This is a genomic window from Acetomicrobium hydrogeniformans ATCC BAA-1850 (genome assembly GCF_000160455.2).
Taxonomy (GTDB): Bacteria; Synergistota; Synergistia; order Synergistales; family Acetomicrobiaceae; genus Acetomicrobium; species Acetomicrobium thermoterrenum.
Genome location: NZ_ACJX03000001.1, coordinates 731,628 through 743,764 on the forward strand (window position 1 = coordinate 731,628; position 12,137 = coordinate 743,764).

General features: G+C 45.8%; 10 protein-coding genes and 1 pseudogene. 7 read left to right on the forward strand and 4 right to left on the reverse strand.

Features of this window, described 5'->3' with window-relative positions; all coding sequences use genetic code 11:
* Window position 1: 1 nt before the first annotated feature.
* Together buk and ilvE are read right to left on the reverse strand one after the other, a co-directional pair.
* Complete coding sequence (gene buk, locus HMPREF1705_RS03540; RefSeq protein WP_242603517.1) at window positions 2-1,108, reverse strand: butyrate kinase; 1,107 nt, start codon at window positions 1,106-1,108, stop codon at window positions 2-4.
* Between the two features lie 76 nt (window positions 1,109-1,184).
* Window positions 1,185-2,060: a branched-chain-amino-acid transaminase gene (ilvE, locus tag HMPREF1705_RS03545; RefSeq protein WP_057940686.1), complete on the reverse strand. Its 876-nt coding sequence runs from the start codon at window positions 2,058-2,060 to the stop codon at window positions 1,185-1,187.
* 257 nt (window positions 2,061-2,317) lie between these two features.
* Here ilvE and HMPREF1705_RS03550 point away from each other — a divergent pair, with 257 nt between their 5' ends.
* Both HMPREF1705_RS03550 and HMPREF1705_RS03555 read left to right on the forward strand, forming a co-directional pair.
* Window positions 2,318-3,142, forward strand: coding sequence for an aminotransferase class IV (locus tag HMPREF1705_RS03550; protein WP_071804877.1), 825 nt, complete (start codon window positions 2,318-2,320; stop codon window positions 3,140-3,142).
* A 12-nt stretch (window positions 3,143-3,154) separates the two neighbouring features.
* Window positions 3,155-3,775, forward strand: a complete 621-nt coding sequence (locus HMPREF1705_RS03555) for a DedA family protein (RefSeq protein ID WP_057940688.1) — start codon at window positions 3,155-3,157, stop codon at window positions 3,773-3,775.
* A 6-nt stretch (window positions 3,776-3,781) separates the two neighbouring features.
* On the opposite strand, the gene HMPREF1705_RS03560 is transcribed toward HMPREF1705_RS03555, so the two are convergent.
* Complete coding sequence (locus HMPREF1705_RS03560) at window positions 3,782-4,405, reverse strand: hypothetical protein (RefSeq protein WP_057940689.1); 624 nt, start codon at window positions 4,403-4,405, stop codon at window positions 3,782-3,784.
* Window positions 4,406-4,947: 542 nt separating this feature from the next.
* Here HMPREF1705_RS03560 and HMPREF1705_RS03565 point away from each other — a divergent pair.
* The 5 genes and pseudogenes from HMPREF1705_RS03565 to HMPREF1705_RS11285 all read left to right on the forward strand — a co-directional run.
* Window positions 4,948-5,772: a D-alanine--D-alanine ligase family protein gene (locus HMPREF1705_RS03565; protein WP_242603519.1), complete on the forward strand. Its 825-nt coding sequence runs from the start codon at window positions 4,948-4,950 to the stop codon at window positions 5,770-5,772.
* A gap of 5 nt (window positions 5,773-5,777) precedes the next feature.
* Entirely contained in the window at window positions 5,778-6,812 is a 1,035-nt protein-coding gene (locus HMPREF1705_RS03570; RefSeq protein WP_009202279.1) for a D-alanine--D-alanine ligase family protein, read from the forward strand.
* Window positions 6,757-7,266, forward strand: coding sequence for a GNAT family N-acetyltransferase (locus tag HMPREF1705_RS03575; protein ID WP_111089548.1), 510 nt, complete (start codon window positions 6,757-6,759; stop codon window positions 7,264-7,266). The genes HMPREF1705_RS03570 and HMPREF1705_RS03575 overlap by 56 nt, the downstream gene beginning before the upstream one ends.
* Window positions 7,253-8,581: a lysine 2,3-aminomutase gene (gene kamA, locus HMPREF1705_RS03580; protein WP_009202277.1), complete on the forward strand. Its 1,329-nt coding sequence runs from the start codon at window positions 7,253-7,255 to the stop codon at window positions 8,579-8,581. The genes HMPREF1705_RS03575 and kamA overlap by 14 nt, the downstream gene beginning before the upstream one ends.
* A 276-nt stretch (window positions 8,582-8,857) precedes the next feature.
* Window positions 8,858-9,383, forward strand: a pseudogene (locus HMPREF1705_RS11285) (IS1634 family transposase); the annotation flags it as partial.
* 385 nt (window positions 9,384-9,768) lie between these two features.
* Here HMPREF1705_RS11285 and HMPREF1705_RS03590 read toward each other — a convergent pair.
* Window positions 9,769-11,532, reverse strand: coding sequence for a GmrSD restriction endonuclease domain-containing protein (locus HMPREF1705_RS03590; protein WP_009202273.1), 1,764 nt, complete (start codon window positions 11,530-11,532; stop codon window positions 9,769-9,771).
* Between the last annotated feature and the right edge of the window lie 605 nt (window positions 11,533-12,137).

Here is a 12,137-nt window from a genome sequence, read left to right on the forward strand (position 1 = left end):
ATTAAAGCACCTCCCTTTTTCTGTAATTTTCCACGACGTCAGCATAGGAAGACGACTTTTCTTCCCCCTTCAAAACCCTCAAGGCGTTCTCCGCTAAGGACTTCATTTCATTTTCCCCAGGATATACCAAAACGGGAGCTATCCACTGTACCCTTTCCGTTACCATGGCCACGAAGTCATCGTCGTAGGCCACGCCGCCGGTCATGATAATGGCGTCGACTTTGCCCTCCAATACGGCTGAATAGGAAGCGATCTCTTTAGCCACCTGGAAAGCCATTGCGCGGTATATCAATGCAGCTCTTTCGTCTCCCTCTTCAATGCGCTGCTTCACCACACGAACGTCATTTGTACCGAGATAACCGACGAATCCCGAAGCGCCTGCAAGCTTTCGACGCAGTTCCTTCACGTTATATTTGCCGCTATAACAAAGTTTGACCAAATCGCCCGTGGGGACGGTCCCGGCACGCTCCGGGGAAAAAGGTCCGTTTTCGTTGGCATTGTTTAGATCCACCATTCTGCCGTCCCTGTGGGCGCAGATCGTAAAGCCTCCTCCCAAATGGGCGACTATAAAGCGAAGTTTACGCCAATCCCCATCCAACTCCTTGGCCGCCTTACGCACTACTGATTTCACATTTAATGTATGGGCCAAGGAATACTTGGGAAGCTCCGGAAGACCCGTGATCCTTGCGATATCATCCAATTCATCGGTAGCTACCGAATCGGCGATAAAGGCGGGGATATTTCTGGGTTGTGCTATAGAGTGGGCCATCAGCCCTCCTAAGTTAGATGCATGCTCCCATGGTTTGCAACACTTCAAATATTCGATCAACACCTCTTCTACCCGATAAACTCCACCCGGCATGGGCGGATCAACTATGCCTCCGCGCCCTATTACCGCATCGAGATCGTCGAAGGAATACCCTGCCTCTTTCAAGGCGTCCTCAACGGCTTTTAATCTGAAGTCCAACTGGCTTATTACGCCATCGAACTCCGACAACTCTTCGGGGGCGTGGGTTATGGTTTTTCTCCATGTTTCCACATCATCATCATACCACGCTATCTTAGTGCTGGTAGAACCTGGATTTATGACCAATATATTAAAGGCCACAACCATCCTCCTCTCTCGATAAGGGGCAAGACATCTTCAGTGCAACATGCCTTGCCCCGAAAAGCCTGATTCGCATTTACTTGTAAATGGGATATCCTTCAGAAGTTACCAGCTTGCGAAATTCTTCTCTGAGTTTCTCCGTGACGGGACCTGGCTTGCCATTGCCAATCTTTCTTCCATCTACCTCAACGACGGCAACCATTTCGGCTGCAGTACCGGTGACGAAGGCTTCATCAGCAGTGTAAACGTCATATCTCGTAAGGAAAGTCTCCTCCACGGGGTAACCCAATTTCTTGGCCAATTCTATAACGGCATTTCTCGTAACGCCGATCAAAATTCCAGCAGCGGGGTGAGGGGTCTTAACTACACCGTTTTTAACCAAAAACACATTGTCGCCGGAGCCTTCCGTCAAATAACCTTCGCGGCTCATGCAGAAGCACTCTTGGGCTCCCGCAACTATCGATTCAATCTTGGCCATTATATTGGGAAGATAATTGCAGGTCTTGACTTGCGGAGGAAGCACCTCTCCGTAGTTTTTCCTCGTGGCTGCCGTAGCCGCCTTTAAGCCCTTCTGATAAAACTCCTCGGGGTAGAGGGCAATTTTATCGGCAATGCATACCACTGTCGCTTTCGGGCACTTCCTCGGGTCCAAACCGAGGTCTCCCGTTCCCCTGCTCACGACCAACCTGATGTAGGCATCTTTAAGCTCATTTCTTCTGCAGGTTTCCGCGCAAACTTCCATCATTTCTTCTTTAGAGATGGGTATCTCTAGCCATATTGCCTTAGCCGAATCGTAGAGCCTGTCGATATGCTCTTCCAGCCTAAATATGCGCCCGGCATAAGCTCTGATGCCCTCAAACACTCCGTCGCCATACAAAAAACCATGATCGTACACTGAGACCTTTGCTTCTTCCTTGGGAACAAACTCTCCATTGACATATACTACAGTCATTACTCTTGTCCCTCCTTCATAATTTGTATTGCGCAATAATGCCTCTCAAATATACATATTATAATAAAGTTTGATAAAAAAGTAGCCAGAATTTAATTGTTCTTCAGCCAAGTTGCGGGTCAATGTATGCCTAAGGGACAAACCTAGGCATTTGAGAAAGGCATATTGCCAGCCATGTTCAAAGGGCAATTTATTCGCTACAATAATTTTTGACGACCATGGTCGAATATATGGCATACAAAAAGAGGGGACGGAAATTGAAGCTTTGTTATTACAACGGCGAGTTTAAATCTCTGGAAGAAATCAGTATTCCCATAACCGACTTGCTCGTGCAAAGAGGCGTAGGCGTTTTTGACACCTTGAGGACCTACCGGAAAAGACCCCATGCAATGTCGATCCATTTAAAAAGGCTGGAGGAGTCATCCCATGCCCTGGGGATTAAACTCCCTTTGGATATACAACAAATCATCGGGGTCATCAGAAAAGGCATTGCAATGATGGATTGCGAAGAAGTTCAAATGCGAATATACGTCTCGGGGGGAGATGTATTTGAAGATGGCCAATTTCCCCATCCGAGGTTTTTTGTCATATTCGAACCGTTGGAAAAGGCGCCAAGGGAAAATTACGAACGCGGCGTGGCTCTCGCTCCCATAGATATGGACAGGCCTTTCCCGCACATAAAAAGCGTATTTTACCTCCCTGCATATGTTGGACGTAGGGACGATAAAGAGGCTTTGGAGGTTTTGTACTGTCCCGATGGAGAGATAACGGAATCTTCAAGCAGCAGCTTCTTCATGGTAATCGACGGCAGGATAGTCACAGCTCCTACAGAGAAGGTGCTCGACGGGGTAATGCGCCAAATCATCATTAAACTAGCTGAAGAAAGTGGATTGAAGGTCGAGATGAGGTGCCCCCTGCTTTCCGAAGTATCAACAGCACAAGAAGCGTTCATAACGGGGAGCATCAAGGAAATACTCCCCGTAAGAAGGATTGGAAGCCAGCATCTGGCCCAGGTCAATGGCCCGGTAAGTCAATACCTTCAACACCTTTATTCAGCAAAGATAGAAGATTATTTGGAATAGGATGTTACACAGATGCTTGAAGCTATAGTTATTTTTTTGGTGAACACCATAGGCCGCTTGGGGTATGTAGGGATAATGGCCTTGATGTTTTTGGAATCTTCTTTTTTCCCCTTTCCCAGCGAAGTTGTCGTGCCGCCGGCAGGCTTTTTGGCAGCCGAGGGCAAGATGTCACTGCCTGTGGTAATATTTTGCGGAGTCGCAGGAAGCTTATTAGGGGCGATATTCAACTATTATTTGGCTCTGAAACTGGGAAGATATTTTCTAATAAAATATGGCAAATATTTTTTTATCAGCGAAAAAAGCCTGAACAAAGCCGAAAACTTCTTTAAAAAGCACGGCGCCGTGAGCACATTCGTCGGAAGATTGCTGCCCGGCATCAGGCAATACATATCGTTGCCAGCGGGTATAGCAAGGATGAGGTTGGACCTTTTTAGCTTATACACTTCACTGGGGGCCGGAATATGGGTGGTAGTACTGGCCCTGCTCGGATATTACATAGGAAACAACAGAGAGCGGCTTCAGGAGACACTTCATTCAATTTCCGTGGCGCTTTTTTTCTTATGTGTAACGATAATAGCGATATATGTACTATGGTACAGATCTAAGGCAAAGAAGCTCAAAGACACTCGCTAATATCAACTACTCGTTCGACAAATTGCCCTTGTCCTTTCTGTGTCCACTTTCTTCCCTTCTTATCCCGATCGGACTCAGGATAACTCTGGCGTCAAATTCATCCCTTTTGGGAAATTCTGCCATGTTAAAGCAACTGATCACTATATGATCGGGGATGGCCAAAACCTTATCGGGCCTGTTCTTATGTCTTCTTAAAACTTCATCCAAGGGCAGGTCGAAGTAGATGGCCACGTTAAATCTCTCGGGAATGATAAAGTCGGACCTTGATGCAGGCGTCAGATTCATTCTATCCACATATACGACCTCTTTCGTGCTTGACTTCAGAGCCTCAATTGCCTTTCTGCGTATCTCCGGCTCCTTAGGTCTCAGAACCTCATATATCCTTTCGAACCCGACGCCATTTTCTTGGGGGTACATCTGAAGGAACAAGGATTTTCTTATTTCGTCCTGGGATATCATCTCGAAACTGCGAATTTTGCGGGACAGGTATAACCCCAAGCTCGTCTTTCCGCATCCTTGAGGTCCTATCGGGATCAAAGCTACGGGCTTGGGAGCAGCTATCGTAAAGGCCTTCGTCAAAAGAGCTATCTCCAGGAATTTCCTGACCCTAATTATGTTGAATTTTTTCATCGAAACACCACCTATCCCATTGCATATCAGGAAAACAAGCACTATAATTCTCGCAGAAAAAAGTATATACAGTCAAAAGATCTCATTCCCTCAAAAGAGAGGGAATTTTTTAGTTGGGAGTTGAAATTTATATTTTAATATCGCTTATTGTAGTATTAAATTTTGCAAATAATTGTTAATACTGCAAAAAGAGGTGATACATACAAATAAGAGATTCATTTATATATTAAGCAATATAAAAACAAGTTACTAACAACCCCTTTGGGGGGTTGTATCTCATGCCTCAAGAAGAGGTGAATTAAAGGATGGAAGATAAAGAATCAAGTCAAGAAGTTTCCCTACCGGTCAAGGTCATAGGCATCGCCTTCAATTTATAAAGGCCTACCTCAGAAGGCGACCCGAATGACCTTTACGAGGAGTACGACTCTCAAAGTACTGTAGATGCTCTGGCAAAAGAAATAGAAAGTTTTGGATTTAAGACCCTTCTCTGCGAGCAAAATGAGGATCTGCCGTCGAAACTTGCAAATCAACGCCTGGACTTCATGTTCAATATTGCTGAAGGAATAGGCACAGAAAGGGGCAGAGAATCTCAAATACCCTGCCTGCTCGAATCCTTGGGGATCCCCTATAGCGGATCTGATCCCGTTTCTCTTGCAATATCTTTGGATAAATATCTCACGAATGTCGTTTTAAACAGGGAAAACGTCCCCGTGCCGTTCATGACACTCTTCAGAAGCGAAGACGACTTGCGCAATGTTGACATGTTGTTTCAGGATAACAACGAAACTTACATCGCAAAGCCCAGATGGGAAGGCTCATCCAAAGGCGTGTTCCGCGATTCCATATGTCGAAACCCGAATGAATTGAAACGAAATGTCTTGAGGATATTCGAGCGATACAGACAACCCGCCATCATCGAAGCCTTTCTGCCCGGCATAGAGATAACAGCCGGCATCGTCGGCAACGGCAGCGATGCTCGTTTGTTGGGCATGATGAAGATTTCGGAGCGAAAACCATCGGATGACGGCGTCTTTTTGTATTCTTTGGAACATAAAAGAGATTGGCTGGAATGCATACTTTATGAAGGCCCTGAAGCTATAAACGAAAAGGTCCGACGTGAAGCTGCAATGATCGCTCTCGATGCGTTTCATGCCTTGGAACTCAGGGATATAGCTCGCATCGACATGCGGATGGACGGACAAGGCCAACTGAGGGTCATAGATATCAACCCCCTGCCGGGGCTTTCACCTTATTATAGCGACCTTCCAATTCTTTATTCCCTAAGCGGAGGCAACTATCACGACCTCATATCGCAAATTTCGCGTTCAGCCTTCAACCGCTACAGCTTGCCTTGGCTGGAGGGATAACTACTATGAGGATATTGATCGTAACTGCCAAAGAGGATACGGAAAGGCCGGATGTACTGGATACCCTGACCGTTAGAGATATGGTCGCAAAGGCTCTCGCTTCTGTCGGACATAAGACGTATGTGCTCGGCGTCACCAAAAAGGATCTGAGGAGTTTTGATGTGCTGGAGAATAAGATAAAGCGTTTCTGGCCGGATTGTATATTCAATCTCTTCGAAGGATTTTCCGACGACAGCAAAAAAGAAGTATTGTTTGCGACCTTTTTGGAAAGCCTGAACATACCATTTACGGGAAACGGCTCTGCTGCCCTGCAAGCTTCCTTAGATAAATTAATGGCTAAAAAGCTCCTGACAAAGAAAAACGTTCCCGCCCCAAAGGGACTATGCCTCGAAAGCACATCCTTCGACTTGGAGGGACTGCCGTGCCCTGCCTTCATAAAGCCCCGATTTGAGGATGGAAGCGTAGGCATAGACGACAGCTCTCTGGTCACGTCCAAATCGCAACTAAAAGAGGCCGTTGCCCGCAAAATTCTGACCTTCCCTGCAGGGATAATAGTGGAGGAATTCCTGGAAGGCAGGGAGTTCAACGTAGGATTGATCGGACTTCCGCCCTACGAAGTGGCAGGCATATCCATGATAGACTACGAAGACTATCCTGAGGCGTTGCCCTTTCTGGATTACGGGGCTAAGTGGGATACAAAAAGCCCCGGCTATAGAATTGCCCCTGAAAATCCAAAATTTCTCCCCCGGGAGATGAAAGATAGTCTGATTCGGATGGCAAAGCGTGCAGGCATCGCCCTTTCTTGCAAAGGGTATTTCAGGGTGGATATGAGAGAAAGGGATGGGGAAATTTATGTCATCGACGTAAACCCCAATCCCGACTTAAACGTCGAAAGCGGACTGGCAAATCAATGCAGAAGAAGCGGCCTTCCTTACGAAGCTTTGATCTCTTACATAATTGATACAGCCATAAAGGAGAGCCAATATGAATCAGATAATGAATCGCTGTACGAAGTATCTAGACATAGCGCGATCTACTAAAGCCTTCAACGAAGCCGAGCTGGACGTGCTCTCGGAATTGCTGGGAAAATGCTTGGAAGGCTCAGATGAAGAGGGCTACATGCTTATTGGAGAAAAGGTCGGAAACGACGACATCGCCTTTTTGATATGCGGCAAAACGCCCATGACGGAGTTCACTTACGACCTTTACTGGATCGTCGTGTCTCCTTCATATCAAGGTAAGGGAATTGGAAGGCGTTTGGTGAGCAGGATGGAAGAATCCGTTTTAAAAGAAAAGGACAAAGCAAATATTAGGGTGGAAACCTCGGGCAAGGAAGATTATGCCCAACAAAGGGCCTTTTACAATGCCCTGGGTTTTCGGGAGTGCGGTCGTATACCCTCCTTTTACCGGGAAGGAGACGACCTGGTAACTTTTTATAAGGCTATAATAAAAAACGATCCATCGGGAGGCAAGGGAAAGAATGATAAATTATAGGGAAGTATCCCTTTGGAAAGACGTTAAGCCGAAGGAGTGGAACGATTGGCACTGGCAGCTGGTCAATAGAATCACCGACATCGATACCTTAAGCCGAGTCATCGCCCTTACTCCTGAAGAGAAAAAAGCCCTTAATGACGATCTTTTAGAGCTAAGAATGGCCATCACCCCATACTATGCCACTTTGATGGATCCCAATGACATCAACTGTCCCATTCGGATGCAGGCCGTCCCCACTTCTGCAGAAAGAAACACCGCAGAGGAGGACTTTCACGATCCGCTGGCGGAAGACAGATACGCACCCGTTCCGGGCTTCGTACACAGATATCCTGACAGGGGCATACTGCTCGTAACAGACCAATGCTCCATGTACTGCAGGTTCTGCACTAGGAGGCGTTTTGCCGGGGAGATAGACAGGCCAAAAAGTCGCGAAGAAATACAGGCTGCCATAGATTACATCGAAAGGACCCCCGTGCTTAGAGATATACTGGTTACCGGCGGAGATCCTCTGACCATGGAAGACGAAAACCTGGAGTGGCTTTTGACGAGCTTGCGCCGAATACCTCACGTCGAGATCATAAGAATCGGAACGCGCGTTCCCGCCGTCATGCCTCAGAGGATCACTAACTCTTTGGTAACCATGTTGAAAAAGTTTCATCCCCTGTGGATAAATGTTCACTTCAACCACCCAAAGGAAATAACGCCCCATTCCGCAAGGGCTTTGAACATGCTCGCCAACGCCGGCATACCTCTTGGGAACCAATCGGTGCTACTCCGTGGCATAAACGACTGCCCTTATATCTTCAAAGAGCTGTTTCATAAGCTTTTAGTCAACAGGGTGCGCCCTTACTACATCTATCAATGCGACCTTTCGCGCGGCATATCACACTTTCGCACCTCCGTCGGCAAGGGCATCGAGATCATAGAATTCCTGCGCGGACATACCACGGGCATGGCAGTTCCGACCTTCGTCATAGACGCTCCCGGAGGAGGGGGCAAGATACCGGTAATGCCAAATTACGTTTTAGCCCAGGGAGAGCGCAGGATAGTCCTAAGGAATTTCGAAGGAACCATAACGGTCTATACGGAGCCGGAAAACGCTGGCTCCCACTGTCACGGCTGCAAGGAGATATGCACGAGGCAGTCGGCATCTTCAGGCGGAGGTGTCTCGGAGTTGCTCGAAGGAAGCAGGCTGCAGCTTGAGCCGCAAGTACTCAAGAGGGAGGAGCGGAGGCATCAGTGGATGGAGGAAAAAGCACAACCCAAAAACGCACCTGACGCCCAACGCTCCATCTCTGCAAGCAAGGACAAATAGGCTAGCGACAAATTAGCTTAATAAAATGGAATAAAGACCGAGTTTCGTAAAACCGAACCTCGGTCTTTATTTGCAAATGCCATGTCCCGACCTTATCAGTTAAGCTCATTTTTTAACCCATCTGTCCTTCAAGAATCCCTTGGTTATGGGATTTTCATGCACAGCAGACCATATTTCGAGGGAAAATGTAGGGACAACTTATTACGCCTATATTGCCATTTATCAATTGCAATATAGGTTATTAAGTAGTATTAACATAATAGATTCTTAAAGGTCGTGAAATCCAAAGGCAAGGAATATCTGCGCATTGTGGAGTCTTACCGCGACGGCGGCAAGGTAAGACATCGTACCCTCTTAAACTTAGGTCGCCTGGACCAGATAGAGGAAAACCCAAGCTTTCAGTGCCTTGGAGAAAGCTTTTAATGGTCATCCAGCATTTACTAGAGCCTAAAAGCAAACTAGCTACCTTTTCAAAGGCCAGAGCCGTTACTTGAACTTGTCACATGTAGGCTATAACCACCTATATAGGGCATTAGATGTCATAGCGGAAAAGAAGGAAACCCTTGAGCAGGCCCTATTTGAGCGGGAAAGGAGCCTCTTTAACATGCAGGTAGACGTGGTATTTTACGACGTGACGACCTTTTACTTTGAAAGCACATCTGCAGATTCCTTGAAGGATTTCGGCTTCAGCAAGGACGGAAAGTTCGAGGAAGTGCAGGTGGTATTGGGCCTCATTACCGACTGCGAGGGAAGGCCTGTAGGTTACGAGCTATTCCCCGGCGATACCTTTGACGGGAAGTCCACTGACACAGATAAAAGAGGCCTTAAACTCCATGAACTTCACCAAAGTGAGCGTAAAGGGAGAGGAATTTTTGATCAAGGTCAAAGGGACTCCTTTAAGCCAAAAGATACTACAGGTAATGAAGATGAGAAGCCCTAAAAACGTTACTCCTGTAAAGGACGTTAGCCTCGTATAACCACACGTACAAATCCTTAAGTTAGACGTGTAGGGACAATTTTGTACGTTTTTCTTTTAACTATCCCTATAATGATGCGGATCTTGAGGGATTAGGCGATAAAGTAAGGAAGATATGCATTTAAATTAGCGTGAGATATTGCCAAATTCATTGTCTTGTAACCATTTTATGGCATCCTCTATAGAGTAAAAAGCCCTTCTAGAGCATTGCTTATATATTTTCTTTCAATTTCATAAATCCCCTGCGAATGATATCAGCCATTAATTTTCTACGCTCATTTAAGAAGGTCGTATATTCCATTTCATACCATCTTTCGGGCAGCGCATGCAGCGTATACATTTTTTGCAGTTCTTCGCCGGTAAATCTGGCCTCAACTTGAGGCACGTAATCCTTGGGTGCTTTATCCGATATGGCTATATTGTCACGCCATTCCACCAAGGCGTAGTTAGCCGTCTGATAAATAAGACGCTTCTCTCGAATGCCAATTTTCTGCAAGTATCGCCGAGGAAACAGATGATGACGTTCCAGGGCTTTCTTTTTACTTTTAATGGTTGGATCCAACAATTCAGAGACCTTCATCTTAGAGTACAACACATTGGCATCAAGAAGGCAAAGCGCCGCATAAAAGGCAAATTGGCCAGTACTGCGAGCGGCAGCTGTCTCTAATTCGTTAGGCAGGGTCACTTCCCAATAGTCTCTTGTAAAAATGGCATTTATTTGTTGATCCAGCACTTTTACAAACCCCTCAGCTGTATCGATCGCCCGTAAGAGCGCTAAATCCTGCTCCATACGACCTTCTGGAGAGCTGGTGTAACGTCCCGTAAGAGCTACCATAAAAAACCAGCGAGCCATAACTTCTCTCAGGTAATAAGGGTCAACGCAATAATCCATCTTACCGATCAACCACATTGCATATGTATAGACTATTGTCATTTCGGAGGAGAGGAGCTGACCACTTTGATAACCGGCACGCTTTAATACCTTAAAGAAATCGTGCCAATTTTGGAGATTCAAAACACAATCCTGAGCTTCTCTCAATATATCAAATTGTTTTTCTCTCTGCCCTACAGAAAACTGCCGAGTTTGCAAATCCTTCCCGCGCAGTAGCGAATATACGTGCTCTAACCTTGCTCGACGAAAACCAAGGGCGACACTAGGCCTTAACAGCTGATCAGGGCTAGGGGTAAGGTAATGATTATATGGTGATGGACGATTATCAACTGGTGGTTTTTTAGCCTGACGGCAAAACTCTTCCAGTTGTTTTCGACCATCATCCCAAAACACTGACATAAGTGTAAGAATAAAATCAGCCTGATTAAGCGGTGTACCTTTGCTATTGATGCGAACAAATATTTCTGCAACTCTATCTTCATCAACAGAAGAAGATATTTCCAACGCAGTAAGGGGATAATCTAAGAGCTTTTCTAACCGTGTGATTGAATTTGCTATTTTTGCTCTTTCTTCATCGGCAATTTCACGATTTGCTCCAAGACGATGAAAGAATTTATTTATAAACGTATAACTGCTCATTTCCGGTTTCCATATCTCGCTAATATCGGGAATCCATTCCACATCTCTTTCAATGGCAGGGTTTGTAACTTCAAATCCTTCTTCTATGGGGTTAAAGGCAATACGAATACGAGCATGACGAAAATCTTTACTTACAATAGGAACTGCCTTAGTTACTGTATATAATGAAGCCAATCGTTGTTGGCCGTCTACTATTAACAAACGAGGGGCTTTTTGCTTTTGGCCAGTTCCTATGACTTTATGTTCACCGGGGAAGCCATTCTCCCAAAATAAAAAATAACCTATCGGATAACCACGATACATTGAGTCAAATAAGTCCCGCACTTTGCTGCTTGGCCAAACAAACGGTCTTTGGATATCGGGTAGTCCAATCTCCCCTAAATCGATATCCTCCACAAGCTTTTTAAGAGTATAATCAACTTTCTTAAAAACAACATCCGACATAACAACACATCCTTTATTTATTAATTTTGCTCTTTTGTCCTATGTGTTATAGAAAAGTCTTGATCATCTCTTGCAGAATAAAAGACATTATGGGCACGGAAAGATAAATCAGCTAAGAGATATTTTTGAGGCTTCATTATTTGATATCGCTAATTTAAGCACCACCTAAGAATTTCAATGAACGAGAGGGGAGGAGCGGACGTTTTCTTGGACTGCTTATGCAGCCAAATTTAGACTCCTCCGGTGTTCCAACGAACTCACTGCACCTAAGCTGCCGTTCTCCAGCCTTAAGATTTTTCATGGCCCTGTTGAGCATGCTGTTTACCAGGTCCGCATCGGGGCTGGTCTTTATGGTCCAGCTTGCCACCATGCCATCATAACAGTTCAATGATCGGCGAAAGGTAGACCTTACCTATAGGGATCTGAAACTTTGTGATGTCGGTAAGCCATTTGGTGTTTGGTCTTTAAGCGTAAATCCTGCTTGAGCAGGCTCCTGGCGGCAGGTGTTTTCTCACCCTGGTAGACGCTTTGTCTTCGCCCTTTCCTGCCGAAGACGATCAGAAAACATCTTGCCATGCACCGCCTGATGACTTTTTTAAACACCC

Excerpts from the sequence above, each read along its gene's own strand:
- HMPREF1705_RS03560 (WP_057940689.1), bottom strand. The coding sequence starts at position 4,405 with ATGAAAAAATTCAACATAATTAGGGTCAGGAAATTCCTGGAGATAGCT.
- HMPREF1705_RS03555 (WP_057940688.1), top strand. The coding sequence starts at position 3,155 with ATGCTTGAAGCTATAGTTATTTTTTTGGTGAACACCATAGGCCGCTTG.
- HMPREF1705_RS03590 (WP_009202273.1), bottom strand. The coding sequence starts at position 11,532 with ATGTCGGATGTTGTTTTTAAGAAAGTTGATTATACTCTTAAAAAGCTT.
- ilvE (WP_057940686.1), bottom strand. The coding sequence starts at position 2,060 with ATGACTGTAGTATATGTCAATGGAGAGTTTGTTCCCAAGGAAGAAGCA.
- HMPREF1705_RS03570 (WP_009202279.1), top strand. The coding sequence starts at position 5,778 with ATGAGGATATTGATCGTAACTGCCAAAGAGGATACGGAAAGGCCGGAT.
- HMPREF1705_RS03575 (WP_111089548.1), top strand. The coding sequence starts at position 6,757 with ATGAATCAGATAATGAATCGCTGTACGAAGTATCTAGACATAGCGCGA.
- HMPREF1705_RS03565 (WP_242603519.1), top strand. The coding sequence starts at position 4,948 with ATGTTCAATATTGCTGAAGGAATAGGCACAGAAAGGGGCAGAGAATCT.
- kamA (WP_009202277.1), top strand. The coding sequence starts at position 7,253 with ATGATAAATTATAGGGAAGTATCCCTTTGGAAAGACGTTAAGCCGAAG.